The sequence below is a fragment of the Leifsonia poae genome (genome assembly GCF_027921845.1).
Classification (GTDB): domain Bacteria; phylum Actinomycetota; class Actinomycetes; order Actinomycetales; family Microbacteriaceae; genus Leifsonia; species Leifsonia poae.
In genome coordinates this window covers 649,336-675,425 of the sequence record NZ_BSEN01000015.1, presented here as the reverse complement: position 1 = coordinate 675,425, position 26,090 = coordinate 649,336, and the positions used below count along the sequence as shown (strand labels likewise).

General features: G+C 69.1%; 24 protein-coding genes and 2 tRNA genes. 4 read left to right on the top strand and 22 right to left on the bottom strand.

Translation table 11 applies throughout. The features are described 5' to 3' along the window. Positions 1-12: 12 nt before the first annotated feature. Entirely contained in the window at positions 13-510 is a 498-nt protein-coding gene (locus PKE84_RS17960) for an FBP domain-containing protein (RefSeq protein ID WP_271178611.1), read from the bottom strand. Positions 511-906: 396 nt separating this feature from the next. On the opposite strand from PKE84_RS17960, the gene PKE84_RS17955 reads away from it, so the two are divergent. Both PKE84_RS17955 and PKE84_RS17950 read left to right on the top strand, forming a co-directional pair. Beyond that, the gene (locus PKE84_RS17955; protein WP_271178610.1) at positions 907-1,734 is read left to right on the top strand and encodes a MerR family transcriptional regulator; all 828 of its coding nucleotides are present in this window, start codon (positions 907-909) and stop codon (positions 1,732-1,734) included. A 98-nt stretch (positions 1,735-1,832) separates the two neighbouring features. Beyond that, positions 1,833-2,414 (top strand): cation efflux transmembrane domain-containing protein, encoded by a 582-nt coding sequence (locus PKE84_RS17950; RefSeq protein ID WP_271178609.1) that lies wholly within the window; start codon positions 1,833-1,835, stop codon positions 2,412-2,414. A gap of 86 nt (positions 2,415-2,500) precedes the next feature. On the opposite strand, the gene PKE84_RS17945 is transcribed toward PKE84_RS17950, so the two are convergent. The 4 genes from PKE84_RS17945 to PKE84_RS17930 form a co-directional block, all read right to left on the bottom strand. Continuing rightward, on the bottom strand, positions 2,501-3,544 hold the full coding sequence (locus PKE84_RS17945) for a lactonase family protein (RefSeq protein ID WP_271178608.1): 1,044 nt from the start codon (positions 3,542-3,544) through the stop codon (positions 2,501-2,503). Between the two features lie 336 nt (positions 3,545-3,880). Next, positions 3,881-3,954: transfer RNA gene (locus PKE84_RS17940), tRNA-Ile, on the bottom strand. A gap of 12 nt (positions 3,955-3,966) precedes the next feature. Further along, on the bottom strand, positions 3,967-5,229 hold the full coding sequence (locus PKE84_RS17935) for a glycosyltransferase (RefSeq protein WP_271178607.1): 1,263 nt from the start codon (positions 5,227-5,229) through the stop codon (positions 3,967-3,969). 91 nt (positions 5,230-5,320) lie between these two features. Then, positions 5,321-6,301: a DMT family transporter gene (locus tag PKE84_RS17930; RefSeq protein WP_271178606.1), complete on the bottom strand. Its 981-nt coding sequence runs from the start codon at positions 6,299-6,301 to the stop codon at positions 5,321-5,323. A 40-nt stretch (positions 6,302-6,341) separates the two neighbouring features. Here PKE84_RS17930 and def point away from each other — a divergent pair, with 40 nt between their 5' ends. After that, positions 6,342-6,908 (top strand): peptide deformylase, encoded by a 567-nt coding sequence (gene def / locus PKE84_RS17925; RefSeq protein WP_271178605.1) that lies wholly within the window; start codon positions 6,342-6,344, stop codon positions 6,906-6,908. 29 nt (positions 6,909-6,937) lie between these two features. On the opposite strand, the gene PKE84_RS17920 is transcribed toward def, so the two are convergent. After that, complete coding sequence (locus PKE84_RS17920; protein ID WP_271178604.1) at positions 6,938-7,537, bottom strand: TetR/AcrR family transcriptional regulator; 600 nt, start codon at positions 7,535-7,537, stop codon at positions 6,938-6,940. A gap of 54 nt (positions 7,538-7,591) precedes the next feature. Between PKE84_RS17920 and PKE84_RS17915 the strand changes: the two genes are divergently transcribed. Then, a complete protein-coding gene (locus tag PKE84_RS17915; protein ID WP_271178603.1) occupies positions 7,592-8,395 on the top strand; it encodes a class I SAM-dependent methyltransferase in 804 nt (267 codons plus the stop codon). A gap of 58 nt (positions 8,396-8,453) precedes the next feature. On the opposite strand, the gene PKE84_RS17910 is transcribed toward PKE84_RS17915, so the two are convergent. From PKE84_RS17910 to dusB, 16 genes are all read right to left on the bottom strand, one after another. Further along, positions 8,454-9,365 carry a sensor histidine kinase gene (locus PKE84_RS17910; RefSeq protein WP_271178602.1) on the bottom strand — a complete coding sequence of 304 codons (912 nt, stop codon included), beginning with the start codon at positions 9,363-9,365 and terminating at the stop codon, positions 8,454-8,456. Positions 9,366-9,483: 118 nt separating this feature from the next. After that, positions 9,484-9,819: an SHOCT domain-containing protein gene (locus PKE84_RS17905; RefSeq protein WP_271178601.1), complete on the bottom strand. Its 336-nt coding sequence runs from the start codon at positions 9,817-9,819 to the stop codon at positions 9,484-9,486. Between the two features lie 128 nt (positions 9,820-9,947). Further along, positions 9,948-10,610, bottom strand: coding sequence for a response regulator (locus PKE84_RS17900; protein ID WP_271178600.1), 663 nt, complete (start codon positions 10,608-10,610; stop codon positions 9,948-9,950). Beyond that, a complete protein-coding gene (locus PKE84_RS17895) occupies positions 10,607-11,833 on the bottom strand; it encodes a sensor histidine kinase (RefSeq protein WP_271178599.1) in 1,227 nt (408 codons plus the stop codon). The genes PKE84_RS17900 and PKE84_RS17895 overlap by 4 nt, the downstream gene beginning before the upstream one ends. A 94-nt stretch (positions 11,834-11,927) precedes the next feature. Then, positions 11,928-12,140, bottom strand: a complete 213-nt coding sequence (locus PKE84_RS17890; RefSeq protein ID WP_271178598.1) for a hypothetical protein — start codon at positions 12,138-12,140, stop codon at positions 11,928-11,930. Positions 12,141-12,309: 169 nt separating this feature from the next. Continuing rightward, positions 12,310-12,382 (bottom strand) — tRNA-Asn (locus PKE84_RS17885). 83 nt (positions 12,383-12,465) lie between these two features. Further along, entirely contained in the window at positions 12,466-13,374 is a 909-nt protein-coding gene (locus tag PKE84_RS17880; RefSeq protein WP_373877170.1) for a D-isomer specific 2-hydroxyacid dehydrogenase family protein, read from the bottom strand. 191 nt (positions 13,375-13,565) lie between these two features. Beyond that, a complete protein-coding gene (locus PKE84_RS17875) occupies positions 13,566-14,420 on the bottom strand; it encodes an ATP-binding cassette domain-containing protein (RefSeq protein WP_271178596.1) in 855 nt (284 codons plus the stop codon). A 9-nt stretch (positions 14,421-14,429) separates the two neighbouring features. Next, positions 14,430-16,121, bottom strand: coding sequence for an ABC transporter ATP-binding protein (locus PKE84_RS17870; RefSeq protein WP_271178595.1), 1,692 nt, complete (start codon positions 16,119-16,121; stop codon positions 14,430-14,432). Next, positions 16,118-17,212, bottom strand: a complete 1,095-nt coding sequence (locus PKE84_RS17865; RefSeq protein ID WP_271178594.1) for an ABC transporter permease — start codon at positions 17,210-17,212, stop codon at positions 16,118-16,120. The genes PKE84_RS17870 and PKE84_RS17865 overlap by 4 nt, the downstream gene beginning before the upstream one ends. Before the next feature lies 1 nt (position 17,213). Beyond that, positions 17,214-18,311: an ABC transporter permease gene (locus PKE84_RS17860; RefSeq protein ID WP_271178593.1), complete on the bottom strand. Its 1,098-nt coding sequence runs from the start codon at positions 18,309-18,311 to the stop codon at positions 17,214-17,216. 95 nt (positions 18,312-18,406) lie between these two features. Further along, positions 18,407-20,041 (bottom strand): ABC transporter substrate-binding protein, encoded by a 1,635-nt coding sequence (locus tag PKE84_RS17855; protein WP_271178592.1) that lies wholly within the window; start codon positions 20,039-20,041, stop codon positions 18,407-18,409. 199 nt (positions 20,042-20,240) lie between these two features. Beyond that, positions 20,241-22,103, bottom strand: coding sequence for a DNA primase (gene dnaG / locus PKE84_RS17850; RefSeq protein ID WP_271178591.1), 1,863 nt, complete (start codon positions 22,101-22,103; stop codon positions 20,241-20,243). A gap of 54 nt (positions 22,104-22,157) precedes the next feature. Next, the gene (locus tag PKE84_RS17845) at positions 22,158-23,558 is read right to left on the bottom strand and encodes a DUF4282 domain-containing protein (RefSeq protein ID WP_271178590.1); all 1,401 of its coding nucleotides are present in this window, start codon (positions 23,556-23,558) and stop codon (positions 22,158-22,160) included. A gap of 71 nt (positions 23,559-23,629) precedes the next feature. Further along, the gene (locus PKE84_RS17840; protein WP_271178589.1) at positions 23,630-24,877 is read right to left on the bottom strand and encodes a deoxyguanosinetriphosphate triphosphohydrolase; all 1,248 of its coding nucleotides are present in this window, start codon (positions 24,875-24,877) and stop codon (positions 23,630-23,632) included. Continuing rightward, positions 24,867-26,057: a tRNA dihydrouridine synthase DusB gene (gene dusB, locus PKE84_RS17835; RefSeq protein WP_271178588.1), complete on the bottom strand. Its 1,191-nt coding sequence runs from the start codon at positions 26,055-26,057 to the stop codon at positions 24,867-24,869. The genes PKE84_RS17840 and dusB overlap by 11 nt, the downstream gene beginning before the upstream one ends. Positions 26,058-26,090: the final 33 nt, after the last annotated feature.

Genomic DNA, 26,090 nt, shown 5'->3' with positions numbered 1-26,090 from the left:
CCAGAGTACTCGCTAGGCGCCGACGCCGTGCAGCACCGACAGCGCGAAGCTGCGTGCGCGCTCCCGGAGCACCGCCATGCGCTCTTCCCGCGCCGCCTCGACATCGAACCCGATGTACGCCATCGGCGGCCGCTTGCGGACATTCACCGAGCATCCGAAGTCGGCGCAGACGAGCGTGCCCACCGTGTCGCCGTTGCGGCCGGCCTGACCGGCGCGCTTGGCGCTGTAGAAGACGACGTCGTTCGACAGGTTCACGTCTTGGCACCACGAGCACTGCGGGCGCGCGAGGGCGCGAGCCTCGGTGGGACGCAGCAGGAGGCCGACGGCCGAGCCGTCGAGTTCGACGATGGCATAGCTTCGGCTCGGAACCTTGCGGTCGCGCCAGCCCAGGTAGTCATGGGCGTCCCAGTCGATGGTCGCGAAATCGGCGGGGAGGGCCAGGTCGGAGACCTCCTTGCGGGATGCGTTGACGAAGGACGAGCGGATGGACTGTTCGGTCAGGGGAATCATGAGTGTGCACCTTGGGATCGTCGGCCGGATGGGCGTGCCGGGTCGGCCGTGCAGGCGTCGCCGGGGCGCAGCCCGGGACGCAGGGTTCGAAGCAGCGGCGGATGCCGCTCCCCGCCGAGAGCCGGCGAGGTGGAGGACGAACGCGGTGTCGCTATCTCGCGTCGGCGAAGAACACGCCGACGACCTCCTGACGCCCCGAGGGCAGCGAGAGCGAGAGCTGGATGAACACCCGGCGAGCCTATCACCGCCCGCCGCGCGCCTCCCCGTCCCCATCCGTTGAGGGGTGCCGAATGCGTCTGAACACGCCGGCCAATGGCGTGTTCGCCACCCTTCGACGAATCGCGGCGGCTTTCGTTTGACTCTCACACTGTGTCATGGTCGAACGTGGCTTCCACTATGTACACCATCGGAGAGTTCGCCGCCTTCGGGCGGGTCAGCGTGCGGATGCTGCGGCACTACGACGCGATCGGGCTCTTGCCGCCCGCTCGAGTCGACGAGCGCACCGGGTACCGCCAGTACTCGAACGCCCAGCTGCGTCGTCTGCTGAGAATCGTCGAGCTCCGCCAGCTGGGTGTCGGCCTGGACCGCATCGCCACCGTCTTCGCAAGCGACGAGGACGACGACGCTGCGCTCCGGGACGCCCTCGAGGCGAGGCTCGCCGAACTCGAGGCCTCCGTGGCCGACGACACCGCGCGTCTCGCCCGGATCCGGCGACGTCTCCGACTACTGGAAGGAACGGAAACCATGTCAGAAGCAGTCACCTATCGCACCGTCGAGCCCGTCACCGTCTACGCCGTCACAGGTGTGTCTCCGGGGATGGGTCCGGAGAACGTCGGCCCCATCGTCGGCCCGCTGATCGAGCGGCTCGACCGCGTGCTGGTCGACGCCGGGCGCGCGATCGTCGAGCCGGCGATCTTCTGGTACGAGCCGGGCGAGGGCGGCGACGATCTCGCCGTGAACGTCTCGTACCACGCCGAGCCGACGCCTCTGCCGGGCGACGGCTACCACGTCGTCGAACTCCCCGGGATCGAGACGGCCGCCACGATCGTCCACCGTGGCGACATGTCCGGCATCGGCGACACCTGGTCGGCACTCGTCGATCAGTTGACTGGTGACGGCTACCGGATGACCGGCCCCAGCCGCGAGGTCTACCTCAAGGCGAACGGCCACATCCCGCAGCCCGACTGGGTCACAGAGCTGCAGGTCCCCGTCGAGCGCGCCTGAGAGCGGCTGACGCTGCCTGGTCGCTCCACCGGGGCCGACCGCTCGCACATGCTCTCGCGTGGCGGACGGTCGGCCTTCGGCACCTATAGCGTCATGGGGTGACCGATCACGCGTTGAAGCTTCGCCGATCCGGGATCGGTTTGGAGATCATCACGCTCGGCTGGAACGTCGTCGGCGTGGTGCTGCTGGCGATCCTCGCCTACCAGTCGTCATCGGTAGCGCTCCTCGGGTTCGGCCTGGACAGCCTCATCGAGATCGGCGCGAGCACCGTCGTGATCTGGGAGCTCACCGACACCGACGAGACCCGGCAGCGGGTCGCCCTGCGCCTGATCGCCTGGGCGTTCAACCTCCTAGCCACCTACCTTCTCGTGCAGGCCGTCGTCGCGCTGCTGCTCGGCCATCACGCCACCCCGCTCATGGGCGGAATCGGGTGGACCGCACTCACCGCTGTCGTCATGTTCGCGCTCGCCTGGGGCAAATGGGTCGTGGGCAAGCGCCTGAACAGCCCGGTGCTGCTCACCGAAGGACGCGTCACTCTCATCGACGGGATCCTGGCGACGAGCGTACTGATCGGGATCGGGCTCGACTACGCCCTCGGCTGGTGGTGGGCAGATCCGATCGCCGGGCTCGTCATCGTCTTCTACGCCGCGCGCGAGGCCGTCCACATCTTCCGCGCGTAGCCGAGCTTGCGGAGCAAGACGTCCGCAGACGGCACCTCCCGTGCCTGGAAGCGCGTTCGAACAAAGTAGCCGTAGGGCGGACGGGACTACACGAGCCGGAGGCAGGCAGGCGTCGGCACGGATGCGAGCGAGAGGAACTCCAGCGACCGCGCGTCCTCGTCGAAGGCGAAGACGGCCACGCTGTCACTGTCCTGATTGGCGACGATGACGCGTCGCGCATCCTGAGACACGATGAGGTCCCGGGGCGCCTTGCCACGGCACGGCTCGCTGGCCACCAGGGTCAGACCGGCCACCGGGTCGAACGAGAACACAGCGATCGTGTCGTCGCCCCGGTTCGTGGCGAACACGGTGCTGCCGGTGGGTGACACCCGCACGGCGGCGGTCGTGCTCACGCCGACCGCATCCGCCGGCCGAGTGGATGCGCTACCGGCTCGCTCGAATCGGTCGCCGTCGCGCCGCAGAACATCGACCGTGTTGCCGAGCTCGTTGACGACGAAGGCGTGCTGCCCGTCGGGGTGGAACGCCAGATGCCGGGGTCCCGCGGCTCCGGACGAGATCGTCGCGTCTGGGCGCCGGGCCAGCTGCCCGTCGCCATCGAAGCCGTAGAAGAGCACCTGGCCGAGGCCCAAGTCGACCACGACGAGGTCACCCGTGACATCGTCGAAGATCACCTGGTGCACGTGCGGGCTCTCCTGCCGGACCGCATCCGGGCCGCTGCCGTGATGCTGTACGAAGGCGACCCGCTCGCCGAGCGCGCCGTCGTCGTCGAGCGCGATGACCGAGATCGAGCCACCGCTGTAGGTGCCGACGACGAGGAACCGTTCGCTCGGGTCGAGTGCGAGGTGGTCGGGCTCGGCACCGGCCGCCGATGCTGTGCCGAGCAGAGTGAGCGAGCCTGCGGAATCACGGGCGAAAGCGGCGACGCCACCGTCCGGCGCTGTCTCCATTACCGCGTACACCCGCGAACCGTCGGCACTGGCGGTGAGCCACGACGGGTTCGCCAGCCGAGCTGCGACCTCCGCTCCGGCGACCTTCTCCCCGTCGAAGACCGCGCTCACGATGCCGTCGGCACGCCCGTCGACGTCGGGGACCTGCTGTGTGTATGTGCCGATGAGGAGCGCGCTCGTCATCATCTCATCCTGGCAGTGGGTGCGATGGATGGCACGGTCAGCGATTGGCTTCAGATCCTGGGTTTCCGCGTCGTGGTCCGGAATGAAGTGGGCGGGCGAGTCGAACCGAATGAGGTCGACGAGCTCTATGTCGCTGCGATATCCAATGGAGGCCAGGGCGTATTCGCGCCAGAGGCAACCGGATGGGGTGCACCCCGGGCGCGAGTACTGGCTCCCGGCGGACGGGAGTGGACCTTCGGCAGCTACCGACCCGGAGAGATCCAGCCCGCGGCAATCGCACCACGGCGAGGGCAGGATGTCTCGTTACCGTGAGGCCTGGTCGGGGGATGTTCTCCGTAGGGCGGACGGGACTTGAACCCGTGACCGGCGGATTATGAGTCCGATGCTCTAACCAGCTGAGCTACCGCCCCGTGTGCCGGCGTCTACTCGGACGTCGGCACCGATGGGGCCGCTTCCGTCACCGGGTCGGCCACCGGCTCACCACGATACAGGCTTTCGAATGTCGAGATCGTGGTCTGGATGTCGTGTGCCGCGACGATGCGCAGCGACCCGCGCTTGAGCACATCCAGCTCCTCCTTGGGGAGGGTGAGCACGTGCTCGAGCTTCGTCGCCAGGTCGTCGACATTGCCCGGATCGAAGAGGTAGCCGTTCTCGCCGTCGCGCACCAGGTGCGGCAGCGCCATCGCGTTCGCCGCGACGACCGGGAGGGCGGAGGCCATCGCCTCCATGGTCGCGATCGACTGCAGCTCGGCGATGGACGGCATCGCGAACACGGATGCCCGCGTGTACGCCTGGCGGAGCTGCTCGTCGGTCACGTAGCCGGTGAAGGTCACGCGGTCGGCGATGTTCAGCGTCTCGGCGAGGTTCTGCAGGTTCTTCAGTTGGTCGCCGCCTCCGACGATCTCCAGCTTCGTGTCGAGCGAGGCGGGCAGCGCGGCGACGGCCTTGAGCAGCACGTCGATCTGCTTCTCGCCCGTGACCCGGCCGACGAACAGGATGCGGTTCTCGGTGCGCTCACCGAAGTCCGGCGTGTAGTTGTGGGCGTCGATGCCGCAGGAGATCGCGTGCACGCCGCGCAGACCGGTGAACTTCTCGAGGAAGTCCGCGGCCTTGCGGGTCGGCGTGGTCACGGCCTCGGCGCGCCCGAAGGTGCGTCGTGCCGCCTTCCAGGCGAGCCCGATCGCCCACTCCTGGATCCAGCGCGGCAGGAGCGTGAACTCCAGCATGTTCTCCGGCATGAAGTGGTTCGTGCCGATGATCCGGATGCCGCGCTTCTTCGCCTCGACCGAGAGTCCGCGACCGACGACGATGTGCGACTGGAAGTGGACGACATCCGGCTTGACCTCGTCGATGATCCTGGCGCTGTTCTGCTTGATGCGCCACGGGATGGCGAATCGCAGCCAGTCGTGCGGGTACCAGCGCCAGCTGTACAGGCGGTGGGCCGTCATCGTCTGGCCCTCGTGCTCCTCCTGCCAGGTGCCGTGCTTGCGCGAGGCGGCGGGGGCGACGATGTGCACGTCGTGGCCGCGGGAGACGAGGCCGGCAGCGAGGCGCTCGGCGAAGCGTGCGGCGCCGTTGACGTCGGGCGCGAACGTGTCGGCGCCGATCAGCACGGTCAGGGGTTTCTTGGCCGCGCCGGCCGGCTGGGCGGGCGTGGAGCTATGCGGTCCGCTCGAATCGGGCACGAAGTTGGTTCCCTACGTTTGTGGGCCGGGACAGGAATCCGGCGAAGGTCGTCGCTAACGCCGATCGGGGTCGACCGGCTGATTCAGTCGCTTAGTCTAAGCCGGAATCCGGCGTTCTGTCCGAAAGCGTGGCCGCGACCGGCGCGCCTTCCAGGCCCGGCTCGAGCGATTGCGGGTGGTGCCTGGCGAGCATGAAGACCCCGTAGATGGCGACCGCGCCGGTGAGGACGAAGCCGATCATCGCCCACCAGGGCGCCTGGGCGGCCTCGTCGAGGATCAGGATGCCGATGGTCACCGCGACCAGCGGGTCGATCACGGTGAGACCGGCGATGACGAGATCGGGCGGCCCCGACGAGTACGCGTTCTGCACGAAGTACGCGCCGAGTGCCGCGGCGATCAGCAGTCCGACGATGCAGAGTACGAGCAGACCATCCCACTCACCGTCGCTGATACGTGCGATGACGACCTTCGCGAGGGTGGCCACGAAACCGTAGAGCACCCCGGCACCGACGATGTAGATCAGGGCCTTGAACCGGGAGCGCAGGAAGAAGAAGCACACCCCGAACGCCACGAGCACGATGGCGAGGATCACCAGGATCTCGATCAGCGCCCGATTCGTCACGGGGAGATCCCTCGCGGTGAAGGCGGCCAGGATGGCGAACGCACCGACGCCGCCGACGCAGAGCGAGATGGCGATGATCGACTGCCGGTTGAGCTTCACGTGCGTGACGCGCGCGTTCAGGATGGCCGTGACGACGAGAGCAATCGCCCCCAGCGGCTGCACCACGATGATGGGCGCGAGGGTCAGGCTGACGAGCTGGAACACGATCGCCAGGCCGAGCATCAGCGTGCCGACGACCCACGAGGGCCGTGCGAGCAGTCTGCCGAGCTGAGCCACGTCGAGACCGGAGGACGCCTCATGGGTCATCGCTTCGACCTTGGCGACACCGTGATGCTGCAGTTGGGCGCCGACCGACAAGAAGCAGGCGCCGATGAGAGCAATCGGGATTCCGAGGAATGCGCTCGGTTGAAGCGCGACCTCGCCCGTCACCGCCGTCAACACCGTATCCACCCCACGACCCTACCCAGTTTCATGCCGATATTCTTGCTGAATGGCCGTCCTCCCCATCCGGATCTCCGGAGATCCCGTGCTCCACTCCCCCGCAGCCCCCGTCACCGATTTCGACGACGGCCTGCGCACGCTCGTCGCCGACATGTTCGAGACGATGGATGCCGCTCCCGGGGTCGGCCTCGCCGGGCCGCAGGTGGGCGTGCCGCTTCGTCTCTTCGTCTACGGCTGGACCGACGATGACGACGTGTCGCATCGCGGCGTGGCGATCAATCCGGTGCTGTGGATCACCCCGACCTCGACGGACGAGCTCGACGAAGACGAGGAGTCGGAGGGCTGCCTGTCATTCCCGGGTGAGCGGTTCCCGCTGCGGCGCTCAGCCAACGCCATCCTGCAGGCGGTGGATCTCGACGGCGAGCCGTTCGAGGTGCACGCCGACGGCTGGCTCGCCCGCATCTTCCAGCACGAGTACGACCACCTCGACGGAACCCTCTACGTCGACCGTCTCACGCATCCGTACGGCAAAGCGGCCGCGAAGGCGTCGCGCAAGAACAGCTGGGGCGTACCCGGGCTGAGCTGGCTTCCTGGACGCGACCACCTCGAGGACTGACGGCTGCGTCCGCCGAGTGCTGTAGTCGGTCAGGGGCGCGCGCCGGGTTCGGCGCCGACGATGATCGACTCGACCACTTCTTCGACGGCGTCGGCATCGGGCAGACCGCCGAGTTCCCCGGCGAAGAGCAGGTGCCCTGTGCCGATCAGGGTGAATGCCAGTGCGTCGGGGTCCGCCTGCGGGGTCAGCCGTCCGAGGCGGCGCTCCGCCGTCAGGTAGCGCGAGAGCACGGCGGATGCCTCGGTGACGATGGGGACGCCACGCGGGGTCGTCTGGCGCAGCCGGCCGCGCAACTCCTCCCGGAAGCCGATGACGGCGATCAACCCGAGATCGATCGGTGTGAAGATCCGGGTGAGCGCATCGGCGATGGTTGAGACGACGCGCTCCCGCCCGACGGATGCGTCGAGCCGAGTGGCCTCCTGATCGAGCAGCGCGATGCGGTCGCGGATCAGCTCGGCGAGGAAATCGTCGAAGTCGGCGAAATGGCGATGCAGCACGCCTTTGGCGACCCCGGCCTCATCCGTCACCGCGCGACTGGTGAGTCCGCTCACGCCGTCCCGCGCGACGACGCGTTCGGCCGCGGCGAACAGTTGTGCTCGCGCGTCCCGCAAAGCGACTCCGGTCGGCATGCACGTCTCCTCGGCTACTGGATTAATGGGCGACCGCCCACTTAGAGTGGGCGCATGGTCACTCTAACGCCGGATCCCGCACCGCACCGACACCGCGAGATCGCCGAGTCCTTCGGCGCTGAGGCGGCACGCTACGACCGCGCCCGCCCGCATTACCCGCAGGCGGTCGCCGACGCTGTGCTGGACGGCCTGCCGGGCCGCCGCGTGCTCGATGTCGGAATGGGTACCGGCATCTCTGCGCTGCCGTTCGACGAGGCGGGGGCGCACATCGTCGGGGTCGAGGTCGATCCGCGCATGGCTGAGCTCGCGCGCTCGCGCGGCTTCCAGGTCGAGGTCGCTCGTTTCGAGGACTGGAATGCTGCCGGACGCGTCTTCGATGCCGTGATCGCCGGACAGACTTGGCACTGGATCGACCCGTCGGCCGGTGCAGCCAAAGCGGCGAGCGTGCTCGCGACTGGTGGCCGGCTCGCCCTGTTCTGGAATGTCGCCGACCCCGAACCGGAGATCGCCTCGGAGTTCGCTGCCGTCTACCGGTCCGTGGAGACGGGACTGCCGTTCACACCGTGGGCCGCACCGGCTCTCGACGGTTACGACGCCATCACCGGAGCAGCGATCGCGGGCATCCGGGCCACCGCTGCCTTCGCGGAGCCGCGCCGACTGCGCTTCGATCGGCAGACCACGATCACCGGGGAGGCGTGGCTCGATCAGGTTCCCACCATGGGCGGCCACAACCGCATCCCCCGCGAGAGCCTCACCGAACTCCTCGACGGGCTCGCACGGGTCGTCGACGACCACGGCGGAAGCTTCACCATGAACTACGCCACCGTGGTCATCCTCGCCGACCGCATCGCGGCGTGAGCTGCCCGGCGGCGCCGAGCACCGTGCGCTGCCAGGCGACGCCGCGGGCCGACGGGCGTCAGCGACCCAGGTCGACCCCGTGCACGCCGTTGTGGAAGCGCAGCGACGGGAAGACCGCCGACACCGAGAACCCCACTCCGGGCACCGTATGCGCGTTCAGGATGCCGCCGAACAGCGCGGAACGCTCCCGCATCTCGGTGAGGCCGGCGCCCTCGAAGCGCTCGGTGAGCGCCCGCAGGTCGTCGTCGATCGTGTACTGCGTCGCCTGATCGACCTCGTCGGGGCTGAGGCCGGCGCGGCGGGCGGCCGACCGGATGCCGTCGTCGTCGACGCTCACCTGCAGGCCCTCGTCCGTCCAGGCGAAGCCGACGGCGACCGCCGTGCCGGTCCCGCCGTGCCGGAGCGCGTTCTCGAGGCTGCCCTGCAGGATGCGGAACACGGCGAGCTCGGCGCCGGGCCGCAGTTCGAATCGCTCGCCGGTCTCGGTGAAGGTCACATCGAGTCCGGCGTCCCGCATCACACGGAACAGGTCGCGGGCGGAGTGCAGGCTGGGCTGCGGCATCGCCGCCGACTCGCCCTCGCGCACGACCGACTGCGCGCGGCGCAGATCGGCCAGGGCATCCCGGGCGAGCGTCTCGAGCGTGCCCGCCGACCGTGTGGCCGCCTCCGGGTCGCTCGCCGCGGCGTACCGGATGCCTTCGGCCTGTGCGACCAGCCGGGAGACCGCCTGCACGGCGACGTCCTGCAGCTCGCGGATGATGCGGAAGCGTCCGGCGTGCTCCGCGAGCTCGAGTTCGCGGTCGATGCGGTCCCACTCGGACTCGCTGCGGTCGTCGCGCTGCCGGCGGAGCAAGCGTGCGGCGCGCAGCCAGAGGATCAGCAACACGATGACGGCCAGGAGGAGCACGCCGCCGACGATGCCGGCGGCGATCACGAGGCCTCGTGCGTCGGGTGACGACAGAGCGTCCATGACAGTCCCTTCGGGCCGCTACGGGGGAACGGCCCGAACGAGCTTACCCGGCAGACGTGCGGGCGCACGGCGAACGGCGGCCGCGCCGGATGACGCGACCGCCGTTCGGAGCTGCGACTCAGGCGCTGTCGCCGCGGTTGGCGCGAAGGACCTCGAGCCGGGCGCGGTACTCGACCTCGTCGATGTCACCCTGCGCGAAGCGCTCCGCGAGCGTGCTCTCGGCCGAGCGCGAGGCGGCTCCCGGACCGTATCCGCCGCCGTACGGGCCGTATCCGCCGCGGGCAGCAGCCGCACGGCGCCAGCGACGCCCGGCGAAGGTGAAAATGAGCACGAAGACGGCGATCCAGAACAGCGGGATCAGCAGGAACAGCCAGCCGAAGCCGGCGCCCCACGGTCCCACCCAGGGTCCGCCCCAGTGGGCTGCGACGTTCGCAGCGGCGAGTGTGCTGAGCATGGTGGTCATCCAATCGGTGAACGCGGTCCGCACGATTCGCGGACCATCCACTCAAGCGTCGCCGGATCGGCTGCTCGGCGAATCCGCCCGGCGGAGTGAATGGCCGTACTCCGCCGGGAGCAGTGCGGCTACTGCCAGCCCGCCTGCACGAGGCCGGTCTCGTAGGCGACCACGACGAGGTGCACGCGATCGCGGGCGTCGAGCTTCGTCATGATGCGCGAGACGTGGGTCTTCGCGGTGAGGGGGCTCAGGAACAGCCGTTCGCCGATCTCCCCGTTCGTCAGTCCCTGGCCGACCAGCGTGAGCACCTCGCGCTCGCGTTCGGTCAGCCCGGCGAGGGCGTCGGATGCCGGCGCCGGCTTCAGACCACCGGCGACGCGCTCGAGCAGTCGGCGCGTGACGCCCGGCGAGAGCAGAGCGTCTCCCGCGCTGGCCACCCGCACGGCTCGGATGAGGTCGACGGGCTCGGTGTCCTTCACGAGGAACCCGCTCGCGCCGGCCGAGATGGCCTGTGCGACGTACTCGTCGAGCTCGAAGGTGGTCACGATGACGATGTGCGTTCCCGACAGTGCCGGGTCGCGCACGATCTGCTCCGTGGCCCAGAGTCCGTCTCCGTCGGGCATCCGGATGTCCATCAGCACGACATCCGGTTTCGTCGCGGTCGCGAGGGCGACCGTCTCGGTGCCGGTCGAGGCCTCCCCCACGATGTCGATGTCGGGCTCGGCTTCGAGCAGCGCGCGGAACCCTGCACGCACCAGATGCTGGTCGTCGGCGAGGAGCACCCGGATCACGACACACCCCAGGTACTGATCGGTCCGGTGGCGGCGGCCGTGCGGTGCGGGAAGTGCGCGGTGACCGTGACGCCGTGCGGCTGTCCGTCGTCGTCGCGCACGGTGACCGCCTCGAAGCGCCCGCCGAGCAGCTCGGCACGCTCGCGCATCCCGAGCATGCCCTTGCCGCCCTGCAGGGTGGTCTCGGGGAGCCCGCGACCGTCGTCGGTGACGCTCACGACGTACTCGCCGGCGGTCTCGGTGAGGTCGATGCGCACCGTCCTGGCCTGTGCGTGACGGCCGATGTTCGTCAGTGATTCCTGCACGATCCGGTAGATCGCGAGCTGGATGGCCGGGCTGGGAACGCTCGAGAGACGTTCGTCGTACCGCACCTGGAGTCCGGCGCGCTTGTACGTCTCGACGAGCACCGGGATGCGCTGCAGGTCCGGCTCGGGCGTGCGGGCGGCCGGTCCGCCCTCGGAGCGGAGGAAGCCGAGGACGCCTCGCACCTCCTCGAGCGCCTGGCTGCTCGTGGTCTTGATGGCGGCCAGACTCTCCTTCGCCTTGTCCGGTCGGGTGTCGAAGAGGTGAAGGCCGACTCCCGCCTGCACGCTGATCTGGGAGAGCGAGTGCGCGAGCACGTCGTGCAGCTCGCGCGCGATGCGCAGGCGCTCCGCTTCGGCGGCGGCCTCGCGGCGCGCGGTGAGCGTTCGGGAGACCTCGCGATACCGCTCCCTGCGGCCGCGGATGGCCTCACCTGCTCCCACCAGCAGGCACAGGATGAGCGCGATGATCAAGGGCCGGATGATGGCGGTCGGATGCCCGACCAGCAGGTACGCGCCGAGTGGGCCGAGCACCGCGAGCCCGGCGAGGGTCCACCAGGCCCAGACCCGCGCGCCGCGCACGACCGCGCTGACGACGGCGAGGGCGAGCGGGACAGCGGTGAACGGCGGCCCCGTGGTGATCGCGATCGCCGGAGCGCAGAGCACGGCGACGGCGGCGACGACGGGACCCGGATGCTGACGTGCCGCGAGCAGCACGAACGACGAGGCGAACGCGAGCAGGACGAACGCGAGCGTCAGCGGATCGGCCCGGGCATCGTGCACGGCGATGACCACGCCGGGGAGCTGGAACAGCGCGGCCACGACGACCGGGAGCCACCTGGCACCCGGCGGGCGGCGACGCCCCTCCCAGCCGTTTCCCGCGCGCGCGAACCACGTCTCATCGTTCGCGTTCAAGGGCATCTGACCATGCTAACCAGCGGTGCTGGATGCTCCATCCGCCGTGGGGCGCTTTACGGGTACTCCCGAGGGAGTACGCAGCGGACCATCGGCGCGCTCACGGGTTGTGTTCGGCGTCGAATCCGCGGTCGTCGGGCTCCTCGTCGAAGATGATCCCGCCCGGCACCGCAAGTGCGATGTCGGAGGCCTCGTCTTCTCGGCTCTGAAGGTCTTCTGCGTCGTCGTCCTCGAAGTCGCGCAGCACGTCATCCGGATCGCCGCCGGCGCGCTCGTCGTCGCGCCACCGGCCATCGCCGTTGTCGATCGTCATGCGGAGAGCGTACGCGCGGGCGACGCGCGCGACCAGAGCGCGCAGGTGAACATCCGGTGACGTCGGTCGGAATCGAATCCCGGCCCTCTCACATATGCCGGGCTCGACATATTGCACCCAACGACGCGAAAAACCCCCGAACTCCGTGATGGAGTTCGGGGGTTCGTTGCTCCCCGACTTGGACTCGAACCAAGAACCTGCCGGTTAACAGCCGGCTGCTCTGCCAATTGAGCTATCGAGGAATGCTTGAATCAGCGTAGCTACTTTATCAACATTTCGCGCACCGCCAAATCGAGACCGAATCTCGCGCGCGTCGCCCGCGGAATCAGTAGCCGGCGGCGGGATCGACGAGCCCGACGAAGCGCCCGTCGTCGAGGAACGCACGGGTGTTCAGCCGGATCCGCTCGGCCAGCAGCGGCGCCGTCATCTCTGGAGTGTCCGCCTGGTGCGGGGTGATCAGGCAGCGCGGCTCGTCCCACAGCGGGTGGCCGTCGGGCAGGGGCTCCGGGTCGGTGACGTCGAGGCCGGCTCCGGCGATCTCGCCGGATGCGAGGGCGTCGACGAGGGCGTCCGTGTCCACCAGCCCGCCCCGCGCGATGTTCACCAGGTACGCCGTCGACTTCATCGCGGCGAGCTCGTCACGACCGAGCAGGCCGCGCGTGCCGCCGGTGAGGGCAGCCGCCACCACGACGACGTCCGCCTCCGGCAGCACCGAGCCGAGTCCCTCGACCGTCACCGTGCGCGCTGCTCCCGGCACCGCGTCGGGCGAGCGCCGCACGATCGTGATGTCGCAGCCGAACGGCTCGAGCAGCCGGATGAGCTCCAGGGCGATCCCGCCCGCGCCGATGATGACCACCTTCAGTCCGTAGAGCGAGCGCCCCTCCTGCTCGGTGGCCCACGTGCGAGCGACCACGCGCTTCGGGAGCACGCGCAGCAGCGCGAGAGTGAGTGCGAGGGCGTGCTCGGCCACCGGCTGGGCGTACGCACCCTTCGCGCTCGTCCAGAGCAGCCCGGGCCGGGCCTCGGCGGCGAGGATGTCCGCGAAGGCATCGACGCCGGCGTACGGCAGCTGCACCCAGCCGATCTGCGGATTCTTCTCGAGCAGGTCGGCGAGACCGGCCGCCTCCCGGTACGAGAGCCACACGACGCCCCGCGTCTCCGGAGAGGGGTCGGCGACCGTGCCTCCGCCGGCGCGCACGGCGTCGACGAACTGCTGCTCGGGCTGCGGGAGCACGGCGATGGGACCCGACTGCGGGCGCTCCGCTGCCGGTACCTCGGTCACGTCGACCGCCAGTACGGCGCGGTGCTGTGAAGGAGTAGCCGCGGCGGACGAGACGGCAGCGGGCGAGCCGGAGGCGGAGTGGGAGGCGGCGGGGTTCGTCGGCTCTGCGGACATGCGGGTCTCCTTGATCGAGCAGTGTTGGGTCAGTCGGCGGTAGCCGGGCGCTGCGGGCGGCGCTCCGTACGCCGCGACGGCGGCTTCAGGGCCGTGGCGAGACCGGCGACGAACGGGTGCTCCGGCTTGGCGAGCACCTGTTCGATCGGGCCGTAGCCGACCACGCGGCCGCCCTGCAGCACCAGCGAGTTGGTGGTCGCCCGCCGCAGGACGGCGAGGTCGTGGCTGACGATGACGGCGGAGAAGTCCGCGTGGTCCTTCAGCTGACCGAGCAGGTCGATCACGGCATCCCGCACCGTCGCGTCGATCCCGGCTGTCGGCTCGTCGGCGACCAGCACGGACGGGCCGAGCACGAGTGCGCGGGCCAGTGCCACACGCTGCCGCTGGCCGGAGCTCAGCTCGTACGGGTACTTGCTCAGCACGCTGAGCGGCAGGTGGACGGTGTCGAGCATCGTGGCCGCGCGGGCGCCCGCCGTGCGCCGGCTGTAGCGCTCGTCACGTTCGAAGATCGGAAGTGCGACGTTCTCGGCGACGGTCAGCGACGGCTCCAGCGTGCTCGACGCGTTCTGGGCCAGATAGCCGACGTGGAAGGTCACCTCGGCGATGTCCCGCTTGCGCGCCTTGCGCATCGAGTGCCCGAGCACCGTGGCGTCGCCGCCGCTGACCCGGGGACCCGGCTCCGACGAGCGCGCGGGCAGGCCGCGCCCGGCGAGGATCGCCGCCAGCGTCGACTTGCCGGAACCGGTCTCGCCGAGCACCCCGAGCACCTCACCGACCTCGAGCCGGAAGCTCACTCCCCGCAGCGCGACACAGGACGCACTCGGCCCCTTGGCCGGATACTCGACGGACAGGTCACTGACGGCGATGGCGGGGCTGGAACTCACATATCGACCCTAAGCGCTCTGCGCCCGCAGCGCGCGCAAGGCCTCCCGCCGGTCGGCCTGTTCCACCGGATCCGGAACCGGGAGCGATGCCAGCAACCGCTGCGTGTACGGCTGCTGCGGGTTGCCGAGCACCTGCGCGCCCGTCCCTTCCTCGACCAGCTTGCCGCGGTGCAGCACCGCGATCCGGTCCGCGAGGATGTCGACGACCGCCAGATCGTGGCTGATGAAGAGGGAGGCGAAGCCGAACTCCTTCTGCAGCTCGGCGAAGAGCTCGAGCACGCGCGCCTGTACCGAGACGTCGAGGGCCGACGTGGGCTCGTCGGCGATCAGGAGCGTCGGCTCGAGGGCGAGCGCACGGGCGAGGCTGGCGCGCTGTCGCTGGCCGCCGCTGAGCTCGTGCGGGAACCGGTCGCCGTAGCTGCGCGGCAGCTGCACGGCTTCGAGCAGGTCGTTCACGCGCCCCCGTGCGGCCTGCGGGCTCGACGCCCGGCCGTGCACGACGAGCGGCTCCGCTACGCAGTCCGCGATCGTCAGCAGAGGGTTGAAGCTCGACGCTGGGTCTTGGAAGACGAACCCGATGTCCGCGCGCACCGGCTTGAACCGGCGCTCCCGCACCCCGTTCATCTCGACGCCGAGAACCTTCAGCGAGCCTCCGGTGACCCGGTTGAGCCCGCCGATGGCGCGACCGATCGTCGTCTTGCCCGAACCGCTCTCACCGACCAGACCGAGCACCTCGCCGGCGCGGATCTCGAAGTCGACACCGTCGACCGCGACGAAGCCGGGACGGCCGAGACGGCCGGGGTACTGGATGCGCAGGCCCTCCGCCTTGACGACGGGCGCCGCGCTCTCCCACTCGGCGCCGCGCGACGTCGCGCGATCCTGGGTGGATGCGCGCCCCTGGCCGATCTTCGGCACCGATGCGAGCAGGCGCCGCGTGTAGTCGGCCTGCGGGCTCGCGAACAGGGTCTTCGCGTCGGCCTCTTCGACCACCTTGCCCTGGTACATGACAGCGACGCGATCGGCCAGGTCGGCGACCACACCCATGTTGTGGGTGATCAGCACGATGGCGGCGCCGAACTCATCGCGGCAGCGGCGCAGCAGGTCGAGGATCTCCGCCTGCACCGTCACGTCGAGCGCCGTCGTCGGCTCGTCCGCGACGATCAGCCCGGGGTTGAGCACGAGCGCCATCGCGATCACGATGCGCTGCTTCTGCCCGCCCGAGAACTGGTGGGGGTAGTAGTTGACCCGCTTCTCCGGCTCCGGGATGCCCACCCGCTCGAGGATCTCGATGGCCTGCGCGCGCGCCTCGCTCTTCGAGAGCTTCGCGTGCGCCTTGAGTCCTTCGGCGATCTGCCAGCCGACTGTGTAGACGGGGTTCAGCGCGGTGGACGGTTCCTGGAAGACCATCGCGACATCGCTGCCGCGCACCTCACGCAGCTCGCGCTTGCTCAGGCTGATGACATCCGCTTCGGTGGAGCCGTCCTTGCTCCGCAGGATCACCGCGCCGGAGGCCGTCGCCGTCTCGGGCAGGAGTCCCAGGATGGTCTTCGCCGTCACGGTCTTTCCGCTGCCGGACTCCCCCACGATCGCGAGCACCTCGCCGGGCGCGACCCGCAGGGTCACGTCGTCGACGGCCTTCACCGCGCCGGCGTCGGTCGAGAACGAGACTGCCAGGTTGTTGATCTGTACGACGTCGCTCATGGCTTGACCTCGATTCCGTGTTCGTCGAACGATTCGCCGTCTTCGAGACCGGCGAGTCCTCCCGGGCCCGCCTCGAGCGTGCCGCCCGGCACGACCGACGTCTCGGCGACGAGGCCGGAGGCCTTCGCGACCGCCCGGCGTCCGCGCAGGCGCGGGTCGGCGAGATCGTTGAGGCTCTCGCCCACGAGCGTGATGCCGAGCACGGCGAGCACGATCGCGAGACCCGGGTACAAGGCGGTCCACCAGATGCCGCTGGTGACGTCGGCGAGCGACTTGTTGAGGTCGTAGCCCCACTCGGCCGCGGCCGTCGGCTCGATGCCGAAGCCGAGGAAGCCCAGGCCTGCGAGGGTCAGGATCGACTCCGAGGCGTTCAGTGTGAAGATGAGCGGCAGGGTGCGGGTCGAGTTGCGCAGCACGTGGCGGAACATGATCCGCCAGCTGCTCGCACCGATGACCTTCGCCGACTCGACGTACGCCTCGGCCTTGATCCGCACCGCTTCTGCGCGGATGACCCGGAAGTACTGCGGGATGAACACCACGGTGATCGAGATCGCGGCCGCCATGATGCCGCCCCACAGGCTGGACTGACCGCCGCTGATCGCGATCGCGACCACGATGGCGAGCAGCAGCGACGGGAACGCGAAGATCGCGTCGAGGATGACCACGAGCACGCGGTCGAGCCAGCCCCCGAAGTAGCCGGAGAGGAGTCCGACGGCGATACCGATGAAGATCGAGAGCACGACGGCGACGATGATCACGAGCACGGCGGTCTGAGCGCCCCAGATCACGCGAGAGAAGACGTCGTACCCGCCGACGGTGGTGCCCCAGATGTGCTCGGGGCTCGGCGGCTCCTGCGCGCCGAACGGTCCCTGCGCATTGCGGAGCTGTGCGAAGCCGTACGGTGCGATCAGCGGTGCGAAGATCGCCACCAGGATGAAGATGCCCGTGATGACGAGGCCCGCGATGAGCATCCCGCGCTGGAGCCCGACGCTCTGGCGCAGCTGGTGGACGACCGGCAGGCGGTCCAGGATGCTCCGCTTGGGCGGACGCGGCGTGGTCGGGAGATCGGACTGAACCGTTTCCGTCGACATGTCAGTACCTCACTCTCGGGTCGACCAGCGCGGCGATGATGTCCACGATGAAGTTGGTCAGGGCGACGATCACCGCGAGCAGCGCGACCATCCCCTGCACCGCCACGAAGTCGCGCGCCTGCAGGTAGTGCACCAGCTGGAAGCCGAGGCCCTTCCACTCGAACGTCGTCTCGGTCAGCACCGCGCCGCCGAGCAGGATGGCGATCTGCAGGCCGATGACCGTGATGATCGGAATCAGGGCCGGCTTGTAGGCGTGCTTGCGCACCAGGCGGTACTCGCTCACCCCGCGCGAGCGGGCGGCATCCACGTAGTCGGTCGAGAGCGTGCCGATCACGTTCGTGCGCACGAGGCGGAGGAAGACGCCGGCCGTCAGCAGGCCGAGGGTGACCGCCGGCAGCACGGCGTGGATCAGCACGTCGCCGACGACGGCGGGATCTCCCGTCTGGAAGGCGTCGATGAGGTAGATGCCGGTCTTGTTCGGGAGCGTCTGCATCTCCAGCTCGGAGCTGGTGGACGCGCGTCCGGCTACAGGGAGCCAGTTCAGCCAGATCGAGAAGATGAGCTTCAGCAGCAGGCCGGCGAAGAACACGGGGGTTGCGTAGCAGAGGATCGCGAAGATGCGCAGAGACGCATCCTTACCCTTGTCGCGGAAGTAGGCCGCGACCATTCCGAGCGGGATGCCGACGATGAACGCCACGATCAGCGCGTAGAACGCCAGCTCGAGGGTCGCCGCACCGTACGTGAGCAGCACCTGCGTCACCGGCTGGTTGTCGCTGAGGGTCGTTCCGAAGTTGCCCGTGAAGACGTTGCCGAGGTACTCGAAGTACTGGACGATCAGCGGCCGGTCGTATCCGGCCTGGTGGATGCGCTCGGCCAGCTGGTCGGGCGTGAGCTTGCCGCCGAGCGCCGCGGTGATCGGGTCGCCGGTCGCGCGCATGATGAAGAACACCACGGTGACCAGGATGAAGATGGTCGGGATGATGAGCAGCGCGCGTACGACGATGTACCGTGCGAGCCCACCTCCCGCCTTACGAGATTTGGGGGTTGCAGTGGGGCTTGCCGGCGCCGGCGCGGCGGGGCCCGTGACAGTCGCTGTCATTTCTACCAATCGTGAGTGTGCCGGAGTGCGAAGGGGCGACCCGCTTTCGCGAGCCGCCCCCAGCTTTCGGTCAGGCGATTCTAACCGCCGACGACCTAGCCCTTCGACAGGGCGGCGTACCGGAACTTGAACGAGCCGTCGAGCGTCTTGTCAGCGCCCGACACGGTCTTGCCGGTGATGGCCACCTGAGCACCCTGGAGCAGGGGCAGCGTGGACAGATCGGCTCCGACCTTCGCCTGGATCTCCTCGATCAGCTTGGTGCGAGCGGCCTTGTCGGTCGTTCCCAGCTGCTGGTCGATGAGCTTCTGCACCTCGGGGTTGTCGTAGTGGTTCACGAGGAAGTTGTCCTTCGCGAAGAACGGCGTGAGGTAGTTGTCAGCGTCCGAGTAGTCGGGGAACCATCCGAGCTGGTAGGCCGGGTAGGTGTCCTTGACACGGTCCTTGCTGTACTGCACGTACTCGGTCGACTGCAGGTTGACCTTGAACAGACCGCCCTGCTCCAGCTGGTCCTTCACCTGGGCGTACTCGTCGGAGGACGAGGGGCCGTAGTGATCGGTGTTGTACTGGAGGTTGAGCGCCACCGGGGTGCTCACGCCGGCCGCCTGGAGAGCAGCCTTCGCCTTATCGAGGCTGGGGCCGCCGTTACCGTCGCCGTACAGGTCCTTGAGGACCGTCGTCGCGCCGGTCAGACCGGACGGGACGAACGAGTACAGCGGGGTGTAGGTGTCCTTGTAGACCTGCTTGGCGATCGCGGCGCGGTCGACGAGGTCAGCAGCTGCCTGGCGCACGGCGAGGGCCTTCTTGGGGTCGGCCTGCGTGGTCTTGGCGCCGTACGGCATCGTGTTGAAGTTGAACACGATGTAGCGGATCTCTCCACCGGGGCCGTCGACGACCTTGACGTTCTTGTCCGTGCGCAGGCTCGCGATGTCGGTCGCGGAGAGGCTGCGGAACGCGACGTCGATGCCGCCCTTCTGGATGTCGAGCTTCATGTTCGACGCCTCGGTGTAGTACTTGACGTTGATCTTGTCCGTCGCCGGCTTGCCGAGCAGACCCTTGTAGCCCGAGTAGGCCTTGTAGGCGATCAGGTTGTTGAAGTCGTAGCTCGTGATGTCGTACTGGCCGGCGAAGGCGTGGCCCTTGACGATCGTGTTGTCGGGGGTGACCTTGTCGGCCGAGAAGACCTGCTCGTCGACGATCGGGCCGGCCGGGCTCGAGAGCACCTGTGCGAACGTCTGGTCGTTCGGCACCTTGAGGTGGAAGACGACCGTGGTCGGGTCCGTGGCCTCGACCGTGTCGATGTTCGCCAGCAGGTAGGCCGGACCGTTCGGGTCGTTGATCTTCTTCTGGCGGTCGAACGTGAACTTGACGTCGGACGAGGTCAGGTCGTGACCGTTCGCGAACTTCAGCCCGGGCTTCAGCTTGACGGTGTACTCGTTCGGCGAGGTGAACTCCGCGGACTCTGCGATGTCCGGCTTCACGTCGGCGGAGCCGTACGGGGAGTTCATGAGGAACGGGTACACCTGGTTCATCACGGCGAAGGAGCCGTTGTCGTACGAGCCGGCGGGGTCGATCGAGGTGATCTTGTCGGTCGTGCCGACGGTCAGCGAGCCGGAGCTGCCGGAGCCGGTGTTGTTGGCGTTCCCGGAGCAACCGGCGAGCACCAAGGCCGTCGCCGCGAGTGCGGCGGACACGGCCAGAAGGCGCTTGCCGCTGATGTGAGCGGATCTCATATCCGAATACCTCTTCCTGGTGTGGGGTCACCGATTCGGCAGACGCACGCGTGCCTCACTGCCGAATCACGTAGCCATATTCGTAACACGAAACGCGTCGCACGCATGCATCCGGATGGAGTTTGTAGCGCGATCTTTACATGCGCGCAATTTAACTGCGCACATTCGCGCAGGGCGCAGCGCCGTTGCGCAAAACGCGCTATTCTTCGCGCAACCTGCGTCGTTCGGTCTCAATCTGCATCATCGCGCGCCCGAGGGTCCGCGCGACCTCCGGGTCGTCCGTGCGGCGCAACCGCAGCTGCAGTTCCGCCTTCTCCCGCAGGAGGTCGCGCTCGATCAGCGCGCCGGCGACCGACCGCGCATAGGCGGTGAGATCGCCCATCTGCGGCACGGATGCCACGCTCAGCTCGTTCACGAGCGGAGCGAACGGCGCCGGCACCTCCGCCGCGACGCGGTCGACCCAACCGGGGTCGGCGAGCGTGGCGAGCTGGCTCGCGATGGCGTCCTTCACCACCCCGAGGGACGGATTCGTGAACGGGACCTGCATGACGCGCGCGGCGCGCTCGGCGCCGATCTCGTTCGGAAGCTGGAGGAGCACCATGAGGGTCTCGCGCTCTGTGCGCGACACCGGGTCGTTCGGCAGCTGGGCCAGGCCCGCCGCCGCCTGCACGGTCGGCTGCGCGCCGTTCGCGCCGCTCGTCGCGTTCTGCCCCTGCGGCGAACCGTTCTGGGCGGAGCGTTCGCCACGACGTGCTGCCTGCACCGCGCGGAGCGTGTCCTGCAGGTCGGCGCCGGAGAGCCGGGCCAGTTCGCGGGCATAGCCGTTCTGCGAGGCGGGGTCGCGGATCGTCGCCACGATGGGTGCTCCCCCGCGCATGGCCGACGTACGGCCTTCCACCGTGTCGAGGTCGTAGCGGTCGACCACCTGACGGATCATGAACTCGAACATCGGCTTCTTCGCGTCGATCATGCGGCGCACCGCGTCGTCGCCCTTCGCGAGCCGCAGGTCGCACGGGTCGAGACCGTCCGGGCCCACCGCGACGTACGTCTGAGCCGAGAAGCGCTGCTCCTCCCCGAACGCGCGCGTCGCCGCCTTCTGGCCCGCCGCATCCGGGTCGAACGTGAAGATCACGGAGCCCTGGCTGTTGTCGTCGCCCATGACACGCCGGATGACCTTGATGTGATCGACGCCGAAGGCCGTGCCGCAGGTCGCGACGGCGGTCGTGATGCCGGCGAGATGGCATGCCATGACGTCGGTGTAGCCCTCGACCACTACGACCTGGTCGAGGCGGGAGACATCGCGCTTGGCGAGGTCGAGCCCGTAGAGCACCTGGGCCTTCTTGTAGACCGGCGTCTCCGGAGTGTTCAGGTATTTGGGGCCTTTGTCGTCGTCGAGCAGTCGCCGTGCGCCGAAGCCGATCGTCTGGCCGGTCAGGTCGCGGATCGGCCAGACGAGCCGCCCGCGGAACCGGTCGTAGACGCCGCGGTCGCCCTGCGAGACCAGGCCGGCCATCGTGAGCTCGTCGACCGTGAAGCCCTTGGAGCGGAGATGCTTGGTGAGCTCGTCCCAGCTCTTGGGCGCGAACCCGACCCCGAACTGTGCGGCGGCGTGCGAGTCGAAGCCGCGTTCGCCGAGGAACCGGCGTCCGACCTCGGCATCGGGGGCAGACAGGCGGGACCGGAAGAACTCCTCCGCGGCATTGTTGGCGGCCAGGAGGCGGGCGCGGTTGCCGTGCTCGGAGGGTCCGCCGCCGCCGTCCTCGTAGTGCAGGGTGAAGCCGATGCGCGCGGCCAGCCGTTCGACCGCCTCGGTGAAGGTGACGTGGTCGAGCTTCTGGAGGAACTCGTAGACGTCTCCGCCTTCGCCGCAGCCGAAGCAGTGGTAGCGGCCGACGCCCGGACGCACCTGGAAGCTCGGGCTCTTCTCGTCGTGGAACGGGCAGAGGCCTTTGAGGGCTCCGACACCGGCCGACTTGAGGCTGACGTGGTCGCCGACGATGTCGGCGATGTTGGTGCGGGCCTTGACCTCTTCGATGTCGCTCTGTCGAATCCGGCCGGCCATACATCGATTCTAGTGAGCCCGGCCGACCTCGAGGGCCGCCGGGCGTTCACCCCGCTACTGCTTCTGCCTCTTGCGTCCGCGCGTGTTCTGCGCGATCTCGATGATCGCCACGAACACTTCGATGCCGACCCGCAGCAGCAGCACCGCCAGCACAGCGCCAACGATCGTGATGATCAAGCCGAACAGGAACACGAAGGCGCCGAAGAACGAGTGCGTCTCGACCGCGAGCGTCAAGCTGTACATGAGCGACAGCAGTGTGCTCAGGCCGATCAGGACCAGGCCGACCACATAGACGGGACCTGCGAGCTTGCGCGTGACGTAGTTCGTGAAGCTGAAGTCGAACAGCGTCGAGAAGAACCGGGTGTCGTCGAGGATCTCGGCGTAGTCGCTCATGCTGCGCGGGGGGACGCCCGCGGCGGAGTAAGCGTCGTCGCCGGCTTCGCCCGGCGGGATCGTCCCGGCCGGGGGAACCGTTCCTGCGGGTGGCGGCGGCACCGTGCCTGCCGGCGGGACCGTCCCGGCGGCGGCCCCGGTCGCTGGAGCTGTGCCGGAGGGCGGAGGCACTGCGCCTGCGCCTGCGGCGGCGGATGTCGCTGCGGGCACGAGCACCTCGGTCGGGGCATCGCTGAATGCGGCGGTGGTCGCGGCCGTGGTGGCGGGCGTGGCGGCGGTCGATGGGCCGGCCGCTGCGGCCGTAGCGGGCGGTGTTGCGCCCGCAGCCGACGCCGGTGCTCCCGTGGAATCCGCGGGCGTCGTGGCGGCGGACGGTTCGGTCACACCGTCGAGGAAGGCGTTATGTCCCGCGAGCGCGGCGTCGAGGATCTCCGGTGCGTCGCCTTGCGTCGCGCTCGTGCCGCTGGGCTTCTTCGGCGTGGGGGTCTTGCGCGCGGTGGAGCGTGCCGCGGGCGCACTGGTCGTCGGGACCTTCTTCGTCGCCGGCTTCGCCGGGCTCGTCGCGGCTGCGCCGGTCTTCGCGGCGCTGGCCGCAGTGACACCGGTCGCAGTGGCACCGGGCGCAGTGGCACCGGGCGTCGGGGCACCGTTCTTTGCGGCGGGCGTCTTGGCAGCGCCGGTCGTCGAAGAAGCGGTCTTCGCCTTGGCCGCGCCGGCCTTCGCTGCTCCCGCCTTGGCCGCCTTCGAGAGGACGGCGGCGCTGGTCATGTCGTCCGTGGCCGCGTCGGCGCCGGAACCGGCGCCGGTGCCGGCACCAGTGCCTGTCGTCGCTCGGCTCCGGGCAGGCGTGGTGCGCGGTGCACGGGCCGCGCGAGATGCGCCATCCGTGCCGAGCGCATCTGCCGCAGCGGTGTCTCCGGTCGTCGTTCCGGCCGTGGTCTCGGCGGCGCCTCCGGTCATCTTCGCCGCGGGGCGTGCCGTGGTGCGCTTGGGGCGCACAGGGGCCGCTGCCTCCGCGGGCGTCGGCTCCTCGCCGTTCGCCGGTGGTTCTGGGGTGCTCATTCTTTCCTCCCGATCGCCAAGACTCCCAGCATTCTGCACTGGGCCCGGTGTTTCAAGCCCGCTGGGTGAACTCAGTGCTGAACCAGACGCTCGTACCAACTGAGCGCGGACTGGTCGGTGAGACTGGCCACCTGATCGACGATCACGCGGCGGCGAGCCGTGTCATCGTCGGCGGAGTTCCAGTCTTCGGCGAAGCCCGCATCGAGCTCGGCCGGCCCGCGTTCATAGAGGATGTCGGCGAGCGTCGTCAGGATCTGGCGCTGCTGGACGTAGATGGGCTGCCGGGTGTTCTTCGACATCACGAAGGTCGCGACGATGCCCTTCAGTACGGCGATCTCCGCCTGGATGCCGGGAGGGACCACCACGTTCGCACCGAACCGGATCAGCTGCTGTCCGGGTGCTTCGTCGCGTGTCGCGCGGATCGCCGCCCCCGCGAAGCGACCGATGAGCTGACTCGTGAGGTTCTTGAGGCGCGCCTGCGACCGGCGGCTGCCATCCCAGGCGTCCAGCCACACGTCGAGGCTGTCGAGGCGATCGAACGCCGCGATGAGCTCGTCGTGGCTGAACTCGCCCCCGATCCACTCGTACATCGAGCGCACGAGGTCGTCGTGGTCTACGCGGCTGCCCAGCGCGGCCACGTCGATGTAGCCGTTGACGACCGCGTCTTCGAAGTCGTGCACCGAGTACGCGATGTCGTCGGAGAGGTCCATGACCTGGGCCTCGATGCAGCGGACGCGATCGGGCGCGCCCGCCCGCAGCCACTCGAACACCGCGCGGTCGTCCGTGTAGAAGCCGAACTTCGCGCGGCCGCTCGGATCGGCCACCGACGTCGTCGCGGGCCACGGATACTTGCAGCTCGCGTCGAGGCTGGCCCGGGTCAGGTTGAGTCCGTACGGGCGTCCGTCGGGCCCGAACACCTTGGGCTCGAGCCGCGCGAGCAGGCGCAGCGTCTGCGCGTTGCCCTCGAACCCGCCGATGTCGTCGGCCCACCCGTTGAGCGCGCGCTCCCCGTTGTGTCCGAACGGCGGGTGCCCGATGTCGTGCGCGAGGCAGGCCGTGTCAACGATGTCAGGATCGAGGCCGAGGCTCGTGGCCAGCTCGCGGCCGACCTGTGCGACCTCGAGCGAGTGGGTCAGCCGATTGCGGGCGAAGTCGAGGCCCGCCGTCGGGCTGAGCACCTGCGTCTTGGCGGCGAGGCGGCGCAACGCGCTGGAGTGCAGCAGGCGGGCACGGTCGCGCGCGAAATCGCTGCGGCGGTTCGAGTGCTCTTCGGGGAGCCAGCGCTCCCGATCGTGAACGCTGTAGCCGTCATCCGCCACTGTTGTGAACCTCCGCCTCGGCGACCTCTGCGCGCTGGTACCCGTCGAGCTCGCGGCTCGCGAGCCATCCGTCGGGAAGTGCGGGCCGCTTGGGGGATCCGGCGCGACCGCGCTGCCCCTCCGCCGCCTCGCCGGGGTACTCCTGCGACCAGTCGAGCGTCGCGAGCAGATCGTCGAGGTGCTCGAGCGTGTCGACCGTGGCCAGGCTCGCCCGGAGGTCGCCGCCGACGGGATAGCCCTTGAAGTACCACGCGACGTGCTTGCGGATGTCCCGGCAGCCGCGCTCTTCGCTCTCGAAGAACTCGACGAGCAGTTCCGCGTGCCGCCGGAACGTCGCCGCGACCTGCCCGAGACTCGGATGCGCCTGGGCGCGCGCCGCCTCAGCGGCATCGATCTCCCCCGCGCGTGCCCGGAAGGCCGCCGCGAGGTCGCCGAACAGCCATGGACGCCCGAGGCACCCGCGACCGACGACGACGCCGTCGCAGCCGGTCTCATCGACCATCCGGAGTGCGTCTGCCGCCGACCAGATGTCGCCGTTCCCGAGCACCGGGGTGCCCGTGATCGTCTCCTTGAGCTTCGCGATGGCGGACCAGTCCGCGTGCCCGGAGTAGAACTCCGCCGCCGTTCGAGCGTGCAGCGCGATCGATGCGACACCGGCTCCCTCCGCGGCCTTGGCCGCCTCGAGGTAGGTGAGGTGATCGCTGTCGATGCCCTTGCGCATCTTGACCGTGAGCGGGATGGATCCGGCGGCCTTCACCGCGCCCTCGACGATCTCGCGGAAGAGACCGAGCTTCCAGGGAAGCGCCGCTCCCCCGCCCTTGCGGGTGACCTTGGGCACCGGGCATCCGAAGTTCAGGTCGATGTGGTCGGCGCGGTCCTCCGCGACGAGCATCGTGACCGCCTCGGACACCGTCTTCGGGTCGACGCCGTAGAGCTGGATGGAACGGGGCGTCTCGGACTCGTGATGTGTGATGAGTCGCAGGGATTCGGGAGTGCGCTCGACCAGCGCTCGTGAGGTGATCATCTCGCTCACGTAGAGCCCGGCGCCGAACTCGCGGCAGAGCCGGCGGAACGCGGTGTTGGTGATCCCCGCCATCGGCGCCAGTACGACGGGCACGTCGAGCGCCAGCGGACCGATGGTCAGCTGGGGTGCGTGGCTTATCGTTGCTGTAGTAGACATTTCACTCAATTCTCCCAGAAAGCGCGGTAGGCC